A 19,495-nucleotide genomic window follows, 5' to 3' on the forward strand; every position below is an offset into this window, starting at 1 on the left:
CTTGAGGGCTGATGGCAGCTTTGGCGTCAGAAGCGCTCATCACCGATAGCCGGCAAGATCAGCTCCCGTACAAACGAAGCCCCGGACAAGCGCAACAGCGCGTCGACCATAGTGACCACATCATGCACCGGTACCTGGCGCCGCTCGCCACGTGCTGCGGCTTGCGCCAATGGCGTGTTCAGGGAGTCGTCGGTATTCAGATAACCCAGTTGAAGCACGGTCACCGCCAGGTTGTCATCCCTGAAACCTTCGCGCAGCGCATCAGCCATGCCGTTGAGGGCGAACTTTGAGGCGCCGAACGCTACCTCCGGGCGCCCACTCTGGCGAAGAGCTGAGGTCGAACCGGTGAGGATCAACTGCGGCCGGGACGCACCAAGCAACTTGGGCACCAGGCGCTTGAGCAAAAGCAGCGTGGCCGTGATGTTCACCTCGACCAGCCTGGTGATCGATTCGTCGCTGTCGTCAAGGAAGGCATAGTGCTCGCTGAAGGCGTGTTCTTCCCAGATGCCAACGTTGTAGATCAGGACATCCAGATCGGCAGGTGCCCGATCCGCGATCTGTGCCACAGCCGCCGTAGGCTTGGCAAGGTCGGCATCGACCCAGTGCAGATCGATGCCCGGGGCAAGGGCCAAGTCTGACGGCTGTTTGCGTGATACGCCGATCAGCGTGTCCCCTGGCTTGCCGAGCCCTTCGAGCAAAGCCCGGCCCAACCCTCTTCCGGCGCCTACGATCATCATCTTCATCTGTTGCTCCTTTTAACTGAAATGCTCCAAGCTTCCCTAGGCCGCTCAACTCCAGCGGACATTCAGTACGACGAAGTGCAGCAGGATCCAGACCATCAACAGCAGATGGGTCAGTTGCAACCCTTCCTGGCGGATCCAGTAGCCGAACCATATCCCGCCCAGCAGCATCGCGAACAGGAACCCGAGCGTTGCGCTCAAGGCCAGGTTCAACCAGGGCCGCGCCACCTCCAAGCCGGCGCCAAGCAGCAGTTCATAGCAGCCAACCCAAGCCGCGAGAACGGCGGCTGCCTGTGTCAGCACGATGATCGACAAGGCCAAGCGATGGATGGCGTGAGAGGTCATCGCTCGCACCAGCAAAGGGAGGCTGATTCCGGGAGGTTGGGTCAGCGGCGCCATCGACATGGTCTCCCCGATCGCCCCGGCTGAGCTGGCAAAGGCCTGCAGGTTGTTGATCAGGCTGATACTCAGCCACAGGCTCAAGCCAATGCAGCAGGTGATCTGGAAAATCAGCAGTGAAGTCGGAGTGTCCATTCCGGGTCCTTTGTGAGTTCGTTTCCGAAAGCAGCGAGAGCGTCCGGACGCCACTCTAAAACCTTGACTTAACTCGAGGTCAATACCGGATTTCCAATAAGGCAGGCAGGGGCGACAACCTCAACCGTTTGTTCAAGCCGTCTGTAGGTCTGAGAAGTTTGTCGAGGTCTTCGGCGACCGACCGAGCCGCGCCGATCAACGCCACAGGTATGACCCACTGGAGGATCCGGGATAGAGCCAACCGGTTTGCTATGCTCTCTACTTCGGCTGGCCTGAAGGCGCCGAGCGTGTGCGGCATTGGCCAAGATGCTTGAGATTTTTCTATCCGCGTTTGTGAAAAAACGAACCAAGGAGTGGAGTAACAGACATGCCAGCTTGTCCCCTACCCGCTGATGAAGCACTTCGTCAGCGCACACTTGATGACATGGACTTGGTCGATACGCCGGCCGAGCATTATCTTGATACCTTGGTACGACTCACCCAAGAACTAGCCCAGGTGGAGACCGTTCTGATCAGCCTAATCGATCAGGATCGGCAGTGGTTCAAGGCTCGAATCGGCATCGAGGTAAGCGAGACGAAGCGCAATGTGTCCTTTTGCGGCTACGCGATTCTCGGTGAAGATACCTTGATGGTTTCCGACGCCAGGTGCGATTCACGCTTCGAGGACAATCCCCTCGTGCTGAACCCACCCTATATCCGGTTCTATGCGGGCCACCCGTTACGTGCCTCAAATGGCAAAGCCATTGGCACCCTGTGCATGTTCGATCCTCGGCCGCGGAAGCTCAGCGAGGCACAACAGGCTCATTTTCGGGACTTAGCCACGCTCACCGAGGGTTATTTGCAACTGCGGAGCCTAGCGCAGGTCAATCGCGCTCTGCGTGTTGAAATGGATCGCGGGCAGCGCAGGGCTTTGCTTGATCCTTTGACACAACTATGGAACCGCGGGGCGTTGGCAGCATTTCAGAACCGAGAGCTTCGTTTGGCTGAGGAGCGAGGTTTACAGCTAGGTGCCGTATACGCAGACCTCGACCGTTTCAAATCCGTCAATGACGAGCATGGCCACGATGCCGGCGATAAAGTGCTCTGCGAGTGCGCCCGCCGACTGCGGGCTACGCTTCGGCCAGATGACCTGCTGGTACGCCAGGGAGGAGAGGAGTTCGTGGCCTTGCTACGGGTTAAAGATAGCCAAGAATTAACGCAGATTGCGGAGCGCTTGCGTCAGTCAATCGGCAGCGCGCCGTTTTTGATGCCCGGCGGCCCTCGGAAGATGACCATGAGCATTGGATGCACCCTGCTCACCCAGGGTGAGCAGATTGATGATGCAATAAAGCGCGCTGACGGCGGTCTCTATGCGGCCAAACATGGGGGGCGTGACCAGGTTGTCTATGTGCCAGCGTTATCCTGAGGACGTTAAGACTCGGTAACATGGAGCGATACTCCCCTATACGAGAGCGCCTCATCTGGACAGGCGCTCGCTAAGCGAACGTTCGATGTTCGAAAGCCGCAATCGTGCGCTTCATGAAACGAATTGAGTTAGCGCCCTGAGCTTCGGCATTGAGGGGGCGCTGAAACTCAGCGGGTCCCGGCGAGCCACGAGATTCACTGATGCCGCTTCGGTGAGGGAGTGTTGATAAAGGCGGCAAACAACGTTTCAGCGACGGACTCGCGTGGGCCGTTGCTGACAATTTTGAAGAGGAGGCAGGCGTAAAATCCTGAGACGTCACGCAAAAGTCACGCACATGAAAAAGGCCATCCCTTTCGGAAATGGCCTAAGTCATTGAAATATATGGTCGGGACGGAGTGATTCGAACACTCGACCCCTTGCACCCCATGCGTGCAGGACACACCTAAAGCCTTACGGATCAAGGCCTTGAGCGGGCGCTCGCTGCAAACGGTGCCGCACTGTGCCATACCCGATTTCACCATCCCCCGAAAATCTCCCCACGGGCTTCGGCCTGCATCCGGCGTTCTGCCGACCGTTTCCCTTCTTTTATATAGCTACTCACAGCTGGCCGTTTTTCCGGAACCCTTGATCACCTGGTACCCGGCCTGGTGGTCAGCCTCGGAATCGCCGAAGAGACCGATAGCCCAGGCCTCTTCGTGCTCCATCAGCGCCCACACCCTGCCCGCCTCGGCAAGCTCGAGCATGTCGACCAGGTTCTCCGAATTAACTTCATGCCGGCGGTAAGCGGCATAGGCCATTTCATCGAGCACAGCGGCGCGGCCGTCTGGATCGGTTATCAAAGAGAACTGGTCGTTCAGCTCATCCAGCCATGCTTTCGGGATCCCGGCCATCATTCTGCCCTGCACCACCAGGACTGCGCGTAGAGCACACCGTCGACCTCCTCCACCCCGTTGATGTTGATGCCGAGCTGAGCCATGCCGTTGACCTTGGCATCATGCAGCCGCGGGATGATGTCAGGCCCTGGCGACGGGTTGAACACCCAGGCCTGGGTCGAAACCCGGCCCAGCGGCTCGCTGTGGTGATCGCCGATGTGGATGTCGGCCCGGATGGGTGTGATCTTGCCGAGCTGATTCGTAGGGATGGCCACGCCATTCACGCGGCGGCGAACGAGGAGGAAGTACATAGGGTACCAATACTGTATGGATAAACAGTATCGTATAGGCGGGATCGGTCGCGGGCAATTGCCGATCAGCGGATCAGTGAAGAGGTGGCAAATCCTTGCCGCGCATCGCGGCAATCACCCGGAGCTGGTAATCGGACACCACCTGGAACAGTGACTCAGCCAGCAGACGCAGGCGCTCGATTTCCTCCGCTGGCGCGCTGCGATCCTGGGCCCGGTGATACTCACGCAGGGCGTCGACAGCCTGCTGAATCAGCGGTTCGCCGGCCTCAACCATGCCAATGAAGGTGCGCTTGTCCATTATCCTGCCCCGACCAGTTTCACTGCAATATTAGCCTCTCGCCGGATACATGATAGAGACACAACGAATTTCGAACCCGTTTTTGACTCCATATTTTTTGAGGTCGATTTATAAATACCAATAAAATCAGGCACTTCAACACATCATGACGCAACAGCATTCCACACCATTCGGGGGATTCATTCCCCCATAATTCCCCCGGGTTGCAGCCCCATGACCGAGAGATATTTCGCCGCTGCCTATATTGAAAAGCCACTATTTCGGCATCATGTATGGTTTAGCCTCAATGGTGGGGCGCAGGCTAGGGAATGAGCGATGCCAAATTTTACTGTTCGGGTTGAGCTGCACGGGGCTGATGAGCATGATTATGAAACGCTCTATGAACACATGAAGGCTAAAGGCTTCAAGAAAACCATCACAGGGGGAGATGGCCGAGTCTGGGATCTGCCACCGGCAGAATACAACCTGATCAAGGAGCTCACACGAAATCAGGTTAGAGACCTAGCGGCGGAAGCTGCCAAAGCTACGCGCAAGAAGGCGGGAGTCTTGGTAACCGAAGGCTCCCGGTGCTGGATCGGGTTAGACGAGCATCGGCCGAAGTAAAGCTATGCCTGCCGCTGATCGAATCAGCGGCGGGCGCTCAAAGCCGCAAACAGCTGGTTCTCAGTAAGTAGCGCTCGCACCTTACCCCTGGTTTCGGTCTTGCGCGGGCTGTCAGCACGCCAAAGCGGCACGGCGCATGCACTGGAACCTCAATGCGGACATAGCGGGTCTCTGGGCCCGCCTAATACAATGGGATTTGGCTACAATCCTCTAACCCCTATACTGCCCATAGCCACTATCAACCGACTAACCGCAACACGCTCCAGGGAGGAAAGTCATGAGTGAATCGCCTAGTGAAATGGATTTAGAACTTTATCGTTTGGTGGAAAACTCCCCCAGGGGGAGCTGCAGAATGTTTACGGCTGATAAATCTGGAGTTCAGGACTACATTCAGCAGCACTTCAAAAACCATGACGATATAAAGAATAAAATTCGTAACGCCATTAACTCCAACTGCTTCATCGAGCTAATCTCTCTTCGCCTCCAAATCATCGATTACTGGCTACGTATATTTCTAGAAAACATCACACCTGAAATCAAAAGGGACAGAGAATTCGGAAGACTAATAAAACAAGCTAAAAATGCTGGACTTCCACAGCAAATCTATAAAAAACTAGAAGACTTCAACAACACCAGAATCGCGGCAATCCATGGTTTTGCCATAGGCACAACTAGCTATGAGCAAATACAGCGCGCGGCCGAAAGCTCCAAAAGCTTGCTGATAGAAACCATCACGTACATTGCGAATAACTCAGGCGAAATAGTTTATAGTCGAGACCATCTGCATGCTAACCCAGGTGCAATGGTCATGGAGGTGGCGGGATTTTGTAGAAATCTTGCAGAAAATTGTGAATATTGACAATCAAGACCACTACTTACTAGCACCATACTTGAACTATTAAGTTTTTAATTTGAAGCCGACCATGCGCACAAGCTCCACTAACAACAAAACAGATCCCCGCAGGCATTACAAAAGAAGAGCAAATAAACCTTCGGACATAACCTTTTAATAAGCCACATTAAAAACCAGAATGGCACCAAATTGAAAACAATAAAAACACGCACAAAACAAACCGCATACTGAATCGAGGAAAGAATGAAGGGTAAGAAGAGGAAGCAAAGCAAGCCAAAGCAGTGCGGACCTTGCAACATGTGCTGCACCGTCTTAAAAATTGACGATAATGAGCTAAAAAAGGAAGCAGACACCCCGTGCAAGCACCTGTCACCTGAAGAAGGATGTTCGATATATGCTGACAGACCCGAGACCTGTAGGAGTTGGTTATGCGCTTGGTTGGCAATACCAGGCCTTCCAAATACCCTCCGCCCAGACAAATGTGGATTTGTTATAAGACCTAGCGACTCTCCTTTCGATTACACCCTTACTGCAAGTAAAAATCATACTCAAGTCCTGACTAGTACGGCAGCACTGGAATTCATAGCAACCTGCATACGTTCAAATTTTGTCATTTCAGTAAATGTGCCGACGAAACCAGGCCACGAAAATGCCAAAACCATGCTGACAGGTTTCGTCAGAGAAGAAGACTTGAGATCTGAGCAAAGTTTGAGAATTAAGGTTCTTTCTGCAATGGTTTCAGGAGCTAATGCCAATACTGATTTGATTGTAAAAATTAGCTAGACTCATCTGCAGTAATCAGCTGCGGCAGCCAGTTGCCGTTGATATCCAATCCGCTGCCTACGCTCTGCCAGAAGAGCGCGTACCTTCAATTCGAAACTGTCGGTCTTTCGCAGGCCGGCAGCTGCCCAGGTTGGTACCGCCACCTCCGGAGCTCGGCACGGCACCTGCACCGGCACCTCAACGCGCACGTACTGGACCTGCGGTTCCACCTTACCTGCACACCCGGCCATCCCCAGCGCCAGCACCAGCCCGCTCCCACAGGCGAAGTCACGGATTACGAGGCGTGCCGCCTGGTAAACACCCATTTCGCTCCTACATGCGTGCGAGTTCAGCAACAGCCTCATAGGCCTAGCTCCTTATCGATGATCGAGGTGGCTGCCACACATTGGTCGCCGCCGGTTCGCTCTTGCTGCAGCCGGTTCGCCGCGGCGTAGTCGATGCCTGCGCTGGACTTGGCCTCGCCCACTGCTCTCTCTGCCCCTGCCTGGCGTGCTCGCGCGGCCAGGGTCAGGTCGCCCAAGGCCTTGCCCTGCTCCTGTGCCAGGCCGGCCAGGTTGTCGCGGGCGACGCTGCACTGGGCGGACTTGTCTTGCTGGTCATCAAGCAACGGCCGGAAGTGACCGGCGGCCGCCCAGACGCCAGCCATCATGCCGATCAGGATCAGCAAGCCAGAGCCGGCAATCCGCGCCGCCCAGCCTTTCACGCCGCCCCCAAGAACAGAGCGCGCTCAGCAGCCCGCCGGCGGACTAGGCCAGCCAGCACCTGCCCGCCAGCCTTGTTCCAGCGCGGGAACTGCTCGGCAGCGGCTGAGTAGTTACCCTCATTGAGCAGCCTGCGGAGCGTGGACGATTCGAGCTTGGCCGCACCCAGGTTGTAGGTGAAGCTCATCAGAGCATCCCACTGGTTTTGGTTCAGCGGCGCGATGACCAAGCGCTGCACTTCCGGCTCGAAGCGCTGCACGTCGTTCAGCAGCATGCGTTCGGCCTGTTCCTTGGTGATCGTCATCCCCGACTTAACGCCACGGGTGGCGCCATAGCCGATGGTCCAGACGCCGACAGAATCCTGATAGGCCTGCAGGCGCAGACCCTCGAACGACTTGATGAGGCTCAAGCCGCGCTGCGATGTTCGCATTAGATTTTCTCCAGGAATAAAAAAAACCGCGCTGAGCGGGCATAGTGATCTGCAATAACTTAGGTACAAGCGGTTAGTCTGGCTTTGGATATCTATCCTTCACCGCTTGAAGCTTTGCCGCCATTTCTGCTGGGAACACTCCGGCCTGGAACAGGGCATCAAGTTGATCGCCAATGGAAGGATATTCACATCTACGGAGGTCGTAATAATTTTCGGAAAGAAATGCTCTTCCGGCTGACGTGTAGCTAACCTCTGCATCTATTTCTCGCACGCCGTCAGGGATTGGGTTGGTTTCAACCATATCTCCATTTTCATCTAGGCCAATGCAAGTGTCCCAATCGCCAATATTTACTAGCGCCCCCTGTGAATCTACATACACCTTCATAGCTGTACCCATCCTGTGTTCCCAGTGCCGGTGTCTTTGTGATAGTTCTTTCCGTTGTCGGATAAAGCCAGCGACCCGGGAGGGGCTGCTACAACCCCCTCTGGATTTCCAACAACGTCGTATATGGCTTTGATTGCTCCAACCCCAAGTCTAGGTGCCCGAAAGGCTCCCACCCCCTGGCTATACGAAAGCGAGATAGTCCCACCTGCCCTGCTCAGCATGGGCGCAGTGCTATCAGGGCCGAATACCAATTGACCAGACCCGTTCACATAGCCCAGGACAACGCCATCTTCAGTCCTCGCCCACTCCAAGAGCCTTTGCGTCGCGATCCCCCGGAACGAAGTAGGCGCGGCTCTGCAGCCTCCATCCCAGTTGATGACGATGGTTGCCTTCCTTTCCGATTGATCATCAACAGGCGTTGTTACGCTGCCGACCGCGACGTGATAGCCCTCAACGGTGGTATACGGCAGAGATCCAGTAACCTTGACGAACGAAGCCATGTTGCCGCCGAGATTGATAATCTCCTTCACATGACATTGCTTAATGCTGGTGGAAATGATTGGAACGTTAGGCACACCGTCGACCAGGTTGTGCATAACGTTATCGAAACCAACCATTGCGGCCTGGCCGCTCAGGTTAACCACCCCTAACGGGGCATAGCTCGCCTCAAGATAGAGACCGTAAAATTTAATCGCGTACCCATCTCGGATGTCGATCATGTATTGATCGCCACCTGAGTATTGGGCAGTAGTGTTGAAAAAGTTGATTACTGATGGCTGTCCGCCCGTTTGCGGAAGGACGATTGCCTCTTTTTCGCAGCCGGTAATGTAAAGGCCATAGGTTGCAAAAGCATTGGCCTCAGATCCAATTTGAAGCCCTTGATAGCAGTCCCAGATCTCAATCCCATAGAGATTGTTGCACCACGAGTTTACGGTAAGAGCCGGACCTGCCCCAACATTACGGATACGAACATTTCGGAACTCGCAGGATTTGTCAGCATCCCCGCTGAGTCCGTCATTTACGATACCCCTGAGCACCAGGCCTCGGGTTGTCGAAGGGTTGCCAACGAGCTCAATATCTCGAAGCCCGATCCTTCGCTTATAGCTTGCCCCCGTTCCAATGGAAGATTGGTAGAGCGGATTGGAGTTGTACGGGTTCTCGATTACCGTTTGCCCCATCTTGCCGTTACCCGAAATCACCTGGCCATCAGCGGTAGGAGCAATCGTTATGCCTGCGTAATAATGGATGCCTTCGCACGTGAAGCTGCGCCCGGAGGCGAGCGCCTTGGCGAATGCCGTGGTTGAGTCGAACGGGGCAGGCTTCGCGCCGAAGTCCTCAACGCTGAGCATTTCGCTCAGCTTGTCCTGCAGGCCTCTAGGCTCAGCCCCTTCATAGCCGGCAGTAATGCCGATCATTGAACCGCCTACGCCGGATGCAAGGGTTTGGCGAAGGACTGCATCGCCGACCGTTACGAACAAGGGTCCGTCAACAGCCCATGAGCCCGTCGTAGTGAATGGCAGGCTAAGCGATGGGCCTGACCTCCAGTACTCACCGTCTTTCGAAAAGACCTGATTCGCTCGCTGGATGGTCAGAGGCGAATCAGTGTCATAGTCGCCGACGTATTCGTAACCAGAAGCCAGAAGGAAATTCTGGAAATCAATCTCCATGCCCCTCAGAGACTTGCGCGCTCGCCCTTTCCGGTCAATCCAGTTGGGATCATCACCGTTAGCAGCCAAGTCGATATTTCCGGCGTTGTCGAACAAGTCGAACGGACTACTAGAGCCATCGGGTTCAACTGGGTTTCCGGTGTTGTATCGCATATTTTCTCCGGGCATGAAAAAGCCCGCACAAGGCGGGCATGCTCGATAATTTCCGGTCAGGCCGGTGGGAATTGGTCGTCGTAGGAGTAAACGCGGGCGTCGTATGGCATGCCCTTCATAGCCGTATTGCCGTTGGCTGGGTCGGAACTGGTGATCAGCACCGGATAGGCCCAGCGGGCAGCCGGGCCAAACAGGATGTGCGGCGGCTCAAGGGGACCGTCGACCACGGGTGTGAAGTCGAGCGCATCCACCCGCACCGTGTACTGATCAACCTGCGTGGCAGTCCACGGCCCGGACAGTGTGCCGTCCAGCTTGCGCACACCGATCCGGTGCTCACCGCCGGCGCTGAAGTCCAGTGGCTCCGATGAGGTCAAGAGTGTTCCCGATCCGGTTACCTCGAATGCCAACAGAATCGCGCTTTGGCACCGCTTGGGCGCGTCATCCGCAACGGCCGCGAAGCTCAAGTAGCCGCTGTTGCTGCCGTCCATCTCGGTTTCCCAGGTGTAGATATCGGTCCTGAACTTCTGGTGTCCACGCCGGCGCATACCAATGCGCCAGGCCCGGGTTCGATCGCTGATTCCAGGCATCTTGATCTTTTCGACCTTGGTGCCAAGGTCACCTGGCCAGCGGCATTCGACCGTTTCCCAGGCCCAGGTGATCCGCGAAAAGAACTCCACATCCACGCCGTCGAAGTCGTTGATCGACGGCATGGCGCCGCTGATCTTCAGCATCTTGGTCATGTTCTGCGGCGAGTAGGTCTGGGTTTTCGGGCCGTAGGTAACGTCGAACGCTGCCCGGGCGCTATCCCGAACCGGGCGCAGTAGGCCCCGGAAGGTCACCAGCTCGCCGAACCCGCACGCCAGAGCGTTGTTGATCATGTCCTTGACGGTGATCGTCGACTCCAGCGTCTCGTCGTAGGTGTCACCCCGGGCTACGCAAATGTTGTGGAACGCCTGCCACTCCAGCAGATCCAGGTCGTCGTCGGTGTATCCGCGCTGCTTCAGTTGGTAGATGCACCACGGCACGATGTCGCGGGTTGGGCCGGTGCCACCCTCCATCAACGGCAGGATGCGGGTTGCCTCCCCACTTACCTGGCTCTCCGACTGCGCGGATAACCGATCACCGCCACGGATGTTGCAGGTCATGACCGTCATGCCGGGGTAGCTGGTCGGCGAGTTCTGCATGCGCCCGCGCAGGTCAGTCCAGGTGGCGTCATCCCGCGCTTCATCGTTGATCCGTCCAGGCCGGTCCACGTACTGCTTGCGAATACGAGCCTCGGCTCGCATGGCGTATGGCAGCGCGATGCGCTCAGTGAAGCCTTGGGCATCAAGCGAACCGCCCACGTTAATGTACTGGAGCTGGGTCCATGCTCCGGCTACGTCCATGTCGCGGTATTCAAAGACGTAGTAGGTCGGAATCTCGTAGATCTGCCCCTCGCGTCCTATGCCGCACAGGCCATTGGCGTAGGTTACGGTCCACTCCAGTTCGATGACCTTCTCGTTGTCCGGGCAGCAGGAGAACGGCCCTCGGTAACCGCCTTGCAGATTCGAGGCGTCCAGCGTTATGAGGCCGTTCACCGTCTGCATGGAATTGAAGCCAGGCCAGTCCTCATCGGCCGATCCAGACGAGGTCAGTCGCTCCACCTCAATCAGGCTCGTGCTGAAGGCCGTGATCCGGTAGCGGAGGCCGCGCGGGCCGATAGTTGCCAGACCTTGGCCCAACGCAAGGCCGACCACCGGCTCGCCACCGTCGTAGTTCAGCGTCATCTCAGCCGGCTGCGCAGGCGTGCCGCCGGTAGTGGCTGTGCCTGTGACACCTACTGGCGCAGAGCCCAACACTACCGAAGCGCCGGACGCCGTGATGGGCATGCCGAAGAACGGAGTCAGTTCTACGAAGCGAATCACGCCTGAGGACTGCTCGGCCTTGATCGGCACGCCAGTCAGTTGCACATTCAGAGCCGAGACCAGACCGGCAATGTCTGTTGTCGCGGAGTTCAGGGCTACTGGGTATGCCGTTCCTGCGTGCGAAATTGTGAAGCCGAGCGGCGTCACGTCAAAATCGTACCGGCTTGGCGCTGCGGACCCTGTCAGCGTAGAAGCTGACCCTGGATCAGCCGGAACTGCTGGCACTGCTGGCGTGAAGCTGTGCACCACGTACATCCCGGCATTTGCTCCAGCCACTTCGATCAGCATACCCGAGCTTGGATTCAGCATTTCCAGCGGACCGCGGATGATGTCACGGTCAGCGCCTCCGTCGACTACCTCATAGCTGTACGGAGCCAAAGCCCGAATAATGATCCCGCTGGACCAGTCCTCCGGGAATTGGCCGGCACCGGCCGGAACGCTGATCGTATCGCCGACGAACTGATACGCGGAAGCCGTGGCCGACCTGGTTAGGTCGGTGGCCATCGTCAGCTCAAGTCCAGCGGAACCACTTGAGCTTGCCCCGACTTCCGGGGCGTTGAACCAGTTGATGTGTGCCGGGTCGCCAGACAGGTCTGCGCCTGGAGGGTAAATGGTGAACGTCGCGTCTGCGCCCAGGGAGATCAGCGGGGTTTCGCCCACCTTCACCTTGGCCAGCGGCACGTCGTACTCGCCTTCGCCGATGTACAGCAGCATTTCCACGCGCTGGTCACGCGGGGCGACATGCGCACGGCGGGGCTGGGTCAGGTACGACGGATAAACCCGCTGATGGCCGGCGATCTGGCGCACTGGCTCTCCCAGCTTGACCTTGTTGCCCTTGGCGCTGGCCTCGGTCAGGGGGTCGCCCTGCTGGGTGCCGGCGCTGGATGGCATGCCGGGCATCTTGGGCATGATGGACTTCAGCACCGCCTTGGCGCCTTTGAACAGCGCGAAAGTGATGGAAAACGGGTCGGTGCCCTTCGGCTCGCGGTAAATTTGGAGCAAGTCGGAGGGCTTGAACTTCACCTTGTGCCACAGGTGTTGCTCGATCACCTCGTCATTCAGCACGGCGCTGATTGGCGGGCTGTCCCTGCGCTCGTAGGACGGGGCCTGGGATTTCAGCCACTCCTCGATGGTCATCCGGCGGTCAGTCTTCCAGGTGCCGAGCGGCGCCGTGTTACTCAGCTTGTTCGGGTAGAACTCGATCACGGTAATAGACCACCTTGGGTTGTGCGGCTTCGAACTCGCCAGTTGTCCGGAGGCAGGCGCCGCCGGGGTTTGTGTCCAGCACCTTCAGCCGGCCTTCGCTTTCCACGACCACACCTACGTGCAGGCACAGCGCACCACGGAACACGGCGGCAATGGCCCCGGGTTCCGGGTCGCACTCCTCCATGCCCTGCCGCAGGTCGTGATAGGCCTCAGTGTTGGCTCTGAGCCTGTCCTTGCCCACAGCGCCCAGGCTGGGCAACAGCGGCAGGCCGAACACCTGGTGGCGCACGGCAATGCACAGCCCCCAGCAATCGAAGGCAATAGGCCCCCGTGCACCCTCGCGATACGGGGCGCGCATGAATTTTTCGATCATGGTCAGATGTACTTCAGGCCGGGTGCCAAAGATGTGGTCAGGACGGTGCGCAGACCGTTGGTGTTGAGGAGGTCAAAGAAGCCTGCGGTGAGCTTGGCAACATCGTCCTCATACTCCCGGCTGAGCAGCGTCATGCGGTAACGCTCTTGCGGGAACGACAGGTCTTCGGCCAGGTAGCGGCGGAAGGTGATGATGAAGCGTTCGTCGGCCGCCTTGGCCTCCTCCACGACCTCCTGCACCTCGCCGGTCACGTTGTCCAGGCCGAGCACCAGGTTCTGGAACGCGCTGTTGTCATTCTTGGGAAGGGCCAGGTCCATGGCCATTGCGATGAAGGTGAGCGTCCGCCCGTCCTCGGTCGTGCACACCCGGTCTTCCCAGCCAGAGCAGTAGAGGTGGGAGACGGTTCCGCCCTCCTCCCGCGCCTCGATGGTGTCTACAAGCTCGCCCCTGCCCGAGGCGTAACACTCCTCGATCAGGCTCATGCTTCAGGCCACTCCCTATTGATCGCCAAGTCGATGATTTCTTTGCCCAGCCAGTACTGCGGGAACTGCTCCCAACCCTCTGGGATTAGAGGCCGCTCCTTCAGCTGGACCACCGCCGAGTATCGCCAGCGAGTGATCTGCGTCAGGTCGGGTCCGGCCGGGATGCTCTTGAAGTGAGCCTGGTAGGTCGTGAATCCAGCCGGCGTCTGCAGCTGGATCTCGAACCACTCCATGCCGTTGTTGATGGTGCGGGCATACCAGGCCTCGAACAGGCCTGCCTCCGCCTGGCTGAAGTTGAAGTTGAACCGCACCTCGGTCGGGACGTAGCGGTGCCGAACCCGGTACCGCGTCCGCCCGGTGACCATCTGCGTCGCCCGCATCGGGTCAACCGTGCTCAGGCCATACCCCTCCTGCAGAGGAAGTGGCAATTCTGCCGGGTATTGAATCATTGCCATTCCTCATGTCATGGCTATTTGCGACCACTCCGTCATATCCTCCAAGCGCCCCAAGGTGTAGGAGCCGGCGGGGCTTGGATCAATACTGAACAGGAAGATCGTATGAGCTATGAAAACCCATCGGATATTGAAAGAGAGCTGCACGAGATGGTCACCAGGCTGAATACCGAGCTGTCATCAGTTCGCTGCCTGGTGACTGGCCTCTGCCAGCACATTAAGGCCAATCAAGGTCAGGAGGCGCTGGACGCTGTGCTTGCCACGGCGCTAGATGAAGTCAAAGAATGCGACCGCGCATACGCCTTGCCGGCTGACAGCGAGACAGCTCGGCGTTTCGCGAACGGGTTCGTGAAGCGCTAAGCCAAAGGAGGGAGTCCTAAGGCCTCCTCGATTCGGGCAAGCCTTCGCTGCAATAGCTTGGCTTGCCTGTCTCTCTCGTCGAGCGCTAGCTTCATGCGCTCCAGTCTCTCGGACCACGAAATCTGTTCGACCATTTGCCCTTCCTGGCTTTCGTCAGGAACGTGCTCGATCACGCTGGTGCCTTCCATCGCTAATTCCTCTTTGATTCATATAAGGGGTTAACCGCCTGAGCGCCTGGCGCCGTAGGCTCCTTCATAGGAGTCAACAACATCGCCGTAGCCAGAGGCGAACTGCCCTGCGACCTCTTGCACAGCCCTGTCGGTCGCCTCTCGGATAATGAAATCGATGTCTCCGTTAGGCATGCGGCGCTGCTCCACCTGTGCGCTGGAGTAGTTGTGAACATTGATGTTTTGCTGGAATCCAGCCGAGCTGCCGGACTGACCCTGCGAGCCACCGGTCATGCGTGCCGAGGTGATCGGCGTGACGTTGCCAGTGCGCAGCGCCTCGACCGCAGAAACGCCACCGAAGCGGCGAATATCAGCCTGGGACCAGACAACTTCGCCCTTGTGCACCACACCGGCCGGCTCATACTTGCCGCCAGGGCCCGTGTAGCCACCCTCGGCAAACCCGCCGCTTATGCCTCGGATCAGCGCATAGGCAGCTACAAGTGCGGTTCCGCCCACGACTGCAGCGGCCCCGAACGAACCAATCGACGCAACCAGGGCTGCGGGCGCCCAGGACGCCAAAGTTTCAATCGCCGCAGATACGTTGGCAGCAAGAGTTGTCGCGATAGTCGAGAGCGCGGACTTCTCAGCGATGCCATCGGCAGCAACCTTGGCAGTAGCCTTGATTCCCTCCGCAGCAACCGTTTTGGTCGTCTCAGCATCGATACCGGCAAGCTTGAGGGCCTGCATGACCAGGAAGCGGGCTGTAATGTCTGCGAAGGCACTGAGCATCGAGTTGGCGATGGTGCCCGCCAGGTTGCCAAAGGCATCCCCCAGGCTTTCCGTGCCCTTGATGATGCCCTGAATGCTGCCGGAGATCGACGAAGTTGTGTCGCCAAGGATCGACTCGGTAGCCGCCCGGGCCTGCTCGTTGTAGTTGGTGGCGATATCGACGTAGTTCTGCCAAGACTCCGACACCCCAGTGAGCCACTCCGACCGCATTGCATCCTGCGCGGCGTAGTAGTTCTGCTGGTCAGCCATGCGCGTGGCCAGGGCTGCTTGCAGGGCCTGGGTCTCGCCCTTGTAAAGGTCAGAGTCCTCAGCGGTTGGGTTCTTGATCTTGTTGTAGTCGTAGGTCAGCTTCTCCAGTTTCCGCTGATAGTCCTGTTGGATTTTCAGGTCATCTTGGAGTCGCTTGCGTGCTCGGTCGCTCTGACCCGCTCCGGCTAACTCGGTCGCCAGGCCCTGGCGCGCAAGGTCGGTCTCGGACTTCAGGCTCTCTGTAAAGGCTCTCAGCTTGGCGTCGTTCTCCAGCCGCTCCTTGATCAGCTCGTTCGCCTTTTCCAGCGCAACGTTCTGCTTCTGCTGCGCCAGGTTCAGCTCGGCCATCGCGAGGATCTGCTTCTGCGAGGCGGTGAGGGTCTTCTTCTCCTTGAGGCTGGCGATCTCGGTTTCGAGCTCGATCAGCTTCTTGGCTTCGGTGCCCAGCGCCTTGCCGCCACTACCTTGAAGTTGAATTTCCTTACTCTGCTGCTGGAGTACCAGCTGAGCCTTAAGCGCCGCCTGCTGTACCTTGTCGTTTTCCTGAATCGCCTCCTTGTATTTTTTCTGGGCGTCTTGGATTGAGCCCAGAACCTCAACCTCCTTGCGCTGCTCCGCAGTCATCTTGAGCTTCGTAGCGTTGTAGGCAGCGATGGCCTTCTCGTTGGCGCCGTACAGGGCAATCTCTTCGCGCATTTTGGCGATGAGCTTCTCTGTTTCTGCCGTCTGGGCCTTGGTTTGGCCAGATGCTCCAGCCTGAGCTGAAGAAAGTGATGCTGTGCCCTTGGCGGTCTTGGCATTGGCGCCGTCAACTTGCTCCAGCACGGTCGCGAGATCTTTTCCGCGCTGCGCACTCTTCTCGTATTCGGCTGCAATGACCGACAAGGCTCTTTCCACGTCGGGCGAGATATTGGCGGTGCTCTTCAGCCACTCGGTAACGCTGTCAAGGTCGCGCTTTCCGTTCTCAACCTCTTTTATCAGTCCACGGAACTGGCCAGAAAGGCCATCGTCAAGCCCCAAAACCTTCTCAGCATCGGCGTACTTCTTGAGCGACTCGGTAGCAGCTTCAACCTTCTCTGCACGCTCGTCGACCCACTCGATCAGCTTGACGCGCTGCTGAGCCTTGCCGAGCTCGTTGAACTTCTCGACCAGCTGGTCAACAGTTAGGCCTTGGGCATCGAGAGCCTTGGTGGCGTCGTCGGAGTTGTCCTTCATAAGGATGTAGCTTGCAGCAAGGGTTCCGACTAAAACTGCCAGCCCCAGCGGGCCTCCCAGGGATGAAAGAATGCCAAGATATGCCGACCTCATCCCCGCTTGGGCCGCGCTTGCAGCAGCCGTGGCCTTGGCCTCGTTCATCCTGGCCTCAGCCAGCGCAATAGATGCTATGGTCTGAGCGGCCGTACCCCTCGCAGCAATAGCCTCACGCTCAGCAAGAATTGTCGCAGTCTGGGCCTTGATCCGATCCTGGTTGGCCGCGTTAAGAGTTGCCTCTGCTTGCGCTATTGCCGCCACCCTGCTTGCTGCGCTTGCCGAAGCAAGGCGAAGCAACTTGGCTGAAAGTAGCGCGGCGCCAGCAGCCCCAACGCCAGCCATCACAGCCCCGGCATACTCCACGGTCTTAGCAACCTCAGAGGATCCAGAAGTCAGGGAGTCAAAGACTTTCGATACATCTACGATACTGCTGGCAATAGCCTGGCTAGCACCGCTGACCTGATCGAGCTTGCCAATCATCTGCGTGAACGAGTTTCCAAATGCGGTCAGGCTGTTGCCGATCGTCACTGCGGTCTTGTTGAACAGAGCGTCTACCGCAGCCTCTTGTTTTTGCAGCGCCTGGACGACAGCTTCAGCGGTAAGAAGACCGGCAGCCCCGAGCGCACGCAACTCGCCCGCCGTCTTCCCCATGCCAGCAGCAATTGCCTGGGCCAGTGCGGGCGCTTGCTCCATCACGCTGTTCAATTCTTCGCCGCGCAGCGTTCCGGATGCGAATGCCTGGCCAAGTTGTACCAGAGCAGCGCTGGATGACGCGGCAGAGGCGCCAGATATTGCGAGGGTTTTGCTGATGGTGCCAACGATTCCGGCCACACCCTCGCCAGTCAGCTTGAGTTCTTTTTGGTTGGTAGCGATTCGCTGATACAACTCGGCCGTGGCGGTCAGAGGCTGATATGCGCTCTGCGCGATCTGGAAAACAGCTGATTGAGCAGTGCTGAGCTCGTTGGCAGTTTCAGTTACCAACCTCATGCGGTTGGTTAGCGATGAGTATGCTTCCGCTGCGTCGTAGATAGACTTTGTCAGCGTGGCGCCGCCGAACATAGCGAGCAGCGGCCCGGCCAGGTCAGCGGCCGTCGACCGCAATGACGACATGCTGCTGTTCAGCCCGTTGACGCCCCCGGCGGCATTCCTGGTAGAAACGGTAACAGAGCCGCCAACTCCATTCAGTGCTGCCGTGGTCCGCAGCGAGGACTGCTGCAGCTCATTCATGGCTCGGGTGGCGGCTGCAAGTCTGGCCTCTGCTGCCGTGGCATTTGCTCCGGTAGTGGACAAGCTCCCGGACGCCCCAGAAAGCGACTGCCCGGCTTTTGAGCCTGCTGTACCCAGACCATTCAATGCTGCCTGGGCTGCCTTAATGCTGGTGGTTGCCGCATTGATGCTGCTGACCGACCCTGAAACGCTGTTGAACACGCTTGCCATAGCCGGGCCAGTGCGCAGGCCGGCCTGGGTGAGAGCATCCAGTGCCACGCGGATAGCATTTACCTGCTGCTCTGCGGTGCGACCGTCTACTTCAACCTCGAGTCGAGATTTCAGGGCCATGCTTTTCTCCGGGCATTAAAAAACCCGCGCATGGCGGGCTTCAAGTATTTTTTGGGTTCAGGTTATTTTCTTTCTGCATGAACTGCAGCTGAACTCCCCTGGCATAACTTCGACTTGGCAGTCACGGCAAACTCTTACCGTATCAGGAGCCTTTTCTTCTCGCGCCGGCCCTTCATCAGTCTGCTCCACGTGGCCATTCACCCAGGCGAGGTCACTTTTCTCCTTCGCCTGCCTGTTGGCGCGCCTAATGGCTTCTCGCATCTGCGGACTTTGCCCAGAAGACGGCCGACGCCTGAGCAGGAAAATAGCCACAAGCAGGCCAGCAACTGCCGAAGCAGCCAGAACATACACGCCATAGACGGCTGCCGCGCCTATGGCGACAACGATCAGCCACGGCGCCAGAATGAAGATGATGATCAGCAGAAGGACGATGATTAGCCGCATTCGAGAAACTCCCTGTAGATATCAGTAATCTACCATTCATCGTAGCGATCAGGCATCAACGCCCTTCCGACGACTTCGTGATAACCATTTTGTTGTCCGGTGCACTGCAGGTGATGATCACGCTGCCGTCTGCCACATAAACCCTGGTCATGGTCATGGCGCTGGTGTTCACGATGTGCACGATATCGCCAGGCGGGACATTCAGCTGTGCGATGGTATTGGCTTGAGCTGCTTGGCATTTCTCGAAGCTCATCGACACGGAGCTAGATTCAGCAGCGGCGCTGGCGACGGCGGGGATGGCCATGATGGCGAGCGCGGCGAAGATACTTCCTTTGTTCATGGGAAACTCCTTGATTGAAGGTGGCAATCTACCACCATCAGCAGGAAGCGCCAAAACCCGGCAGACCTGTCCGCCCATCCAGCGTGGATGGAAACCCAGTAACCGGCCAGCCCGGCACCGTAGTAGCGTTTCGCCTCCTATCATCCGCCCCGGTCCATTGCCGGCAAGCCCATGGACCAGGGCAAA

Annotated in this window: 22 protein-coding genes; 5 read left to right on the forward strand and 17 right to left on the reverse strand. The window is 57.7% G+C overall.

Annotation, left to right across the window (positions count from 1 at the left end):
- Nucleotides 1-26: 26 nt before the first annotated feature.
- Both KW568_RS17710 and KW568_RS17715 read right to left on the reverse strand, forming a co-directional pair.
- Entirely contained in the window at nt 27-743 is a 717-nt protein-coding gene (locus KW568_RS17710) for an SDR family oxidoreductase (protein ID WP_004574252.1), read from the reverse strand.
- 45 nt (nt 744-788) lie between these two features.
- Nucleotides 789-1,274, reverse strand: coding sequence for a DUF2165 domain-containing protein (locus KW568_RS17715; protein WP_003250687.1), 486 nt, complete (start codon nt 1,272-1,274; stop codon nt 789-791).
- A 367-nt stretch (nt 1,275-1,641) separates the two neighbouring features.
- Here KW568_RS17715 and KW568_RS17720 point away from each other — a divergent pair, with 367 nt between their 5' ends.
- Complete coding sequence (locus KW568_RS17720; RefSeq protein ID WP_003250683.1) at nt 1,642-2,679, forward strand: sensor domain-containing diguanylate cyclase; 1,038 nt, start codon at nt 1,642-1,644, stop codon at nt 2,677-2,679.
- Between the two features lie 593 nt (nt 2,680-3,272).
- On the opposite strand, the gene KW568_RS17725 is transcribed toward KW568_RS17720, so the two are convergent.
- The 3 genes from KW568_RS17725 to KW568_RS17735 all read right to left on the reverse strand — a co-directional run bounded on the left by KW568_RS17725 (nt 3,273) and on the right by KW568_RS17735 (nt 4,160).
- Nucleotides 3,273-3,572: a hypothetical protein gene (locus tag KW568_RS17725; protein WP_259536542.1), complete on the reverse strand. Its 300-nt coding sequence runs from the start codon at nt 3,570-3,572 to the stop codon at nt 3,273-3,275.
- Nucleotides 3,569-3,862 (reverse strand): hypothetical protein, encoded by a 294-nt coding sequence (locus KW568_RS17730; RefSeq protein WP_012052974.1) that lies wholly within the window; start codon nt 3,860-3,862, stop codon nt 3,569-3,571. Before KW568_RS17730 ends, KW568_RS17725 begins: the two co-directional genes overlap by 4 nt.
- A 73-nt stretch (nt 3,863-3,935) precedes the next feature.
- Nucleotides 3,936-4,160: a hypothetical protein gene (locus KW568_RS17735; RefSeq protein WP_259536543.1), complete on the reverse strand. Its 225-nt coding sequence runs from the start codon at nt 4,158-4,160 to the stop codon at nt 3,936-3,938.
- Nucleotides 4,161-4,475: 315 nt separating this feature from the next.
- Between KW568_RS17735 and ghoS the strand changes: the two genes are divergently transcribed.
- From ghoS to KW568_RS17750, 3 genes are all read left to right on the forward strand, one after another.
- Nucleotides 4,476-4,763, forward strand: coding sequence for a type V toxin-antitoxin system endoribonuclease antitoxin GhoS (ghoS, locus tag KW568_RS17740; RefSeq protein WP_259536544.1), 288 nt, complete (start codon nt 4,476-4,478; stop codon nt 4,761-4,763).
- A 277-nt stretch (nt 4,764-5,040) separates the two neighbouring features.
- On the forward strand, nt 5,041-5,622 hold the full coding sequence (locus KW568_RS17745; protein WP_259536545.1) for a hypothetical protein: 582 nt from the start codon (nt 5,041-5,043) through the stop codon (nt 5,620-5,622).
- A gap of 237 nt (nt 5,623-5,859) precedes the next feature.
- The gene (locus tag KW568_RS17750) at nt 5,860-6,399 is read left to right on the forward strand and encodes a YkgJ family cysteine cluster protein (RefSeq protein ID WP_259536546.1); all 540 of its coding nucleotides are present in this window, start codon (nt 5,860-5,862) and stop codon (nt 6,397-6,399) included.
- A 340-nt stretch (nt 6,400-6,739) separates the two neighbouring features.
- Here KW568_RS17750 and KW568_RS17755 read toward each other — a convergent pair whose 3' ends face one another.
- The 8 genes from KW568_RS17755 to KW568_RS17790 all read right to left on the reverse strand — a co-directional run bounded on the left by KW568_RS17755 (nt 6,740) and on the right by KW568_RS17790 (nt 14,149).
- Nucleotides 6,740-7,102, reverse strand: coding sequence for a hypothetical protein (locus KW568_RS17755; RefSeq protein WP_409077977.1), 363 nt, complete (start codon nt 7,100-7,102; stop codon nt 6,740-6,742).
- Nucleotides 7,099-7,530, reverse strand: coding sequence for a lysozyme (locus KW568_RS17760; protein WP_259536547.1), 432 nt, complete (start codon nt 7,528-7,530; stop codon nt 7,099-7,101). Before KW568_RS17760 ends, KW568_RS17755 begins: the two co-directional genes overlap by 4 nt.
- Before the next feature lie 73 nt (nt 7,531-7,603).
- A complete protein-coding gene (locus KW568_RS17765) occupies nt 7,604-7,915 on the reverse strand; it encodes a hypothetical protein (protein WP_259536548.1) in 312 nt (103 codons plus the stop codon).
- A complete protein-coding gene (locus KW568_RS17770; protein ID WP_259536549.1) occupies nt 7,912-9,735 on the reverse strand; it encodes a hypothetical protein in 1,824 nt (607 codons plus the stop codon). Before KW568_RS17770 ends, KW568_RS17765 begins: the two co-directional genes overlap by 4 nt.
- Nucleotides 9,736-9,791: 56 nt before the next feature.
- Nucleotides 9,792-12,845 carry a host specificity factor TipJ family phage tail protein gene (locus tag KW568_RS17775; RefSeq protein ID WP_259536550.1) on the reverse strand — a complete coding sequence of 1,018 codons (3,054 nt, stop codon included), beginning with the start codon at nt 12,843-12,845 and terminating at the stop codon, nt 9,792-9,794.
- Entirely contained in the window at nt 12,814-13,218 is a 405-nt protein-coding gene (locus KW568_RS17780) for a hypothetical protein (protein WP_259536551.1), read from the reverse strand. Before KW568_RS17780 ends, KW568_RS17775 begins: the two co-directional genes overlap by 32 nt.
- A gap of 2 nt (nt 13,219-13,220) precedes the next feature.
- The gene (locus KW568_RS17785; protein WP_100773992.1) at nt 13,221-13,700 is read right to left on the reverse strand and encodes a DUF1833 family protein; all 480 of its coding nucleotides are present in this window, start codon (nt 13,698-13,700) and stop codon (nt 13,221-13,223) included.
- The gene (locus KW568_RS17790) at nt 13,697-14,149 is read right to left on the reverse strand and encodes a transposase (RefSeq protein WP_100773993.1); all 453 of its coding nucleotides are present in this window, start codon (nt 14,147-14,149) and stop codon (nt 13,697-13,699) included. The genes KW568_RS17785 and KW568_RS17790 overlap by 4 nt, the downstream gene beginning before the upstream one ends.
- A gap of 108 nt (nt 14,150-14,257) precedes the next feature.
- Between KW568_RS17790 and KW568_RS17795 the strand changes: the two genes are divergently transcribed.
- On the forward strand, nt 14,258-14,512 hold the full coding sequence (locus KW568_RS17795) for a hypothetical protein (RefSeq protein WP_259536552.1): 255 nt from the start codon (nt 14,258-14,260) through the stop codon (nt 14,510-14,512).
- Here the strand turns inward: KW568_RS17795 and KW568_RS17800 are convergent.
- From KW568_RS17800 to KW568_RS17815, 4 genes are read right to left on the reverse strand one after another with little or no spacing between them, the layout of a single operon-like run.
- A complete protein-coding gene (locus KW568_RS17800) occupies nt 14,509-14,700 on the reverse strand; it encodes a hypothetical protein (protein WP_259536553.1) in 192 nt (63 codons plus the stop codon). The genes KW568_RS17795 and KW568_RS17800 overlap by 4 nt on opposite strands.
- Nucleotides 14,701-14,730: 30 nt before the next feature.
- Nucleotides 14,731-18,525, reverse strand: a complete 3,795-nt coding sequence (locus KW568_RS17805) for a tape measure protein (protein WP_259536554.1) — start codon at nt 18,523-18,525, stop codon at nt 14,731-14,733.
- 57 nt (nt 18,526-18,582) lie between these two features.
- Complete coding sequence (locus KW568_RS17810) at nt 18,583-18,969, reverse strand: hypothetical protein (RefSeq protein WP_054830724.1); 387 nt, start codon at nt 18,967-18,969, stop codon at nt 18,583-18,585.
- Nucleotides 18,970-19,024: 55 nt separating this feature from the next.
- Entirely contained in the window at nt 19,025-19,309 is a 285-nt protein-coding gene (locus tag KW568_RS17815) for a hypothetical protein (RefSeq protein WP_054830723.1), read from the reverse strand.
- Between the last annotated feature and the right edge of the window lie 186 nt (nt 19,310-19,495).

It is taken from the genome of Pseudomonas sp. HD6515 (genome assembly GCF_024971855.1).
In the GTDB taxonomy this organism is placed as follows: Bacteria; Pseudomonadota; Gammaproteobacteria; order Pseudomonadales; family Pseudomonadaceae; genus Aquipseudomonas; species Aquipseudomonas alloputida.